Here is a 231-nt window from a genome sequence, read left to right as displayed (position 1 = left end):
CCTCTGCTAAATCCAGCCCTTTCTCGCTGGACTTATAGTCGACAATTCTCAAAAGCAGCCCTTTTGAACCTTCTGCTTTATCCACTCGGTCTATTCTTCCGACAAGCTCCATCGTACAGCCATTTTTCAATTGAAAAGTAAACGGCGGCAGAGGCCCTTGACCTCCAAAACCTAATTCAAGTCCAACTGGAGAAAATCCACTCACTTTGGCATGTTCACTTAATATAGAAG

General features: G+C 44.2%; 1 protein-coding gene. It reads right to left on the bottom strand.

What is annotated here, in order from left to right; genetic code table 11:
- Positions 1-231, bottom strand: a 231-nt coding sequence (locus tag SB775_RS34300; RefSeq protein WP_410603872.1) for a PD-(D/E)XK nuclease family protein, incomplete at both ends; no start/stop codon positions are given.

Source organism: Peribacillus sp. SIMBA_075 (genome assembly GCF_046534585.1).
This window is presented reverse-complemented; position numbering and strand designations above follow the sequence as displayed.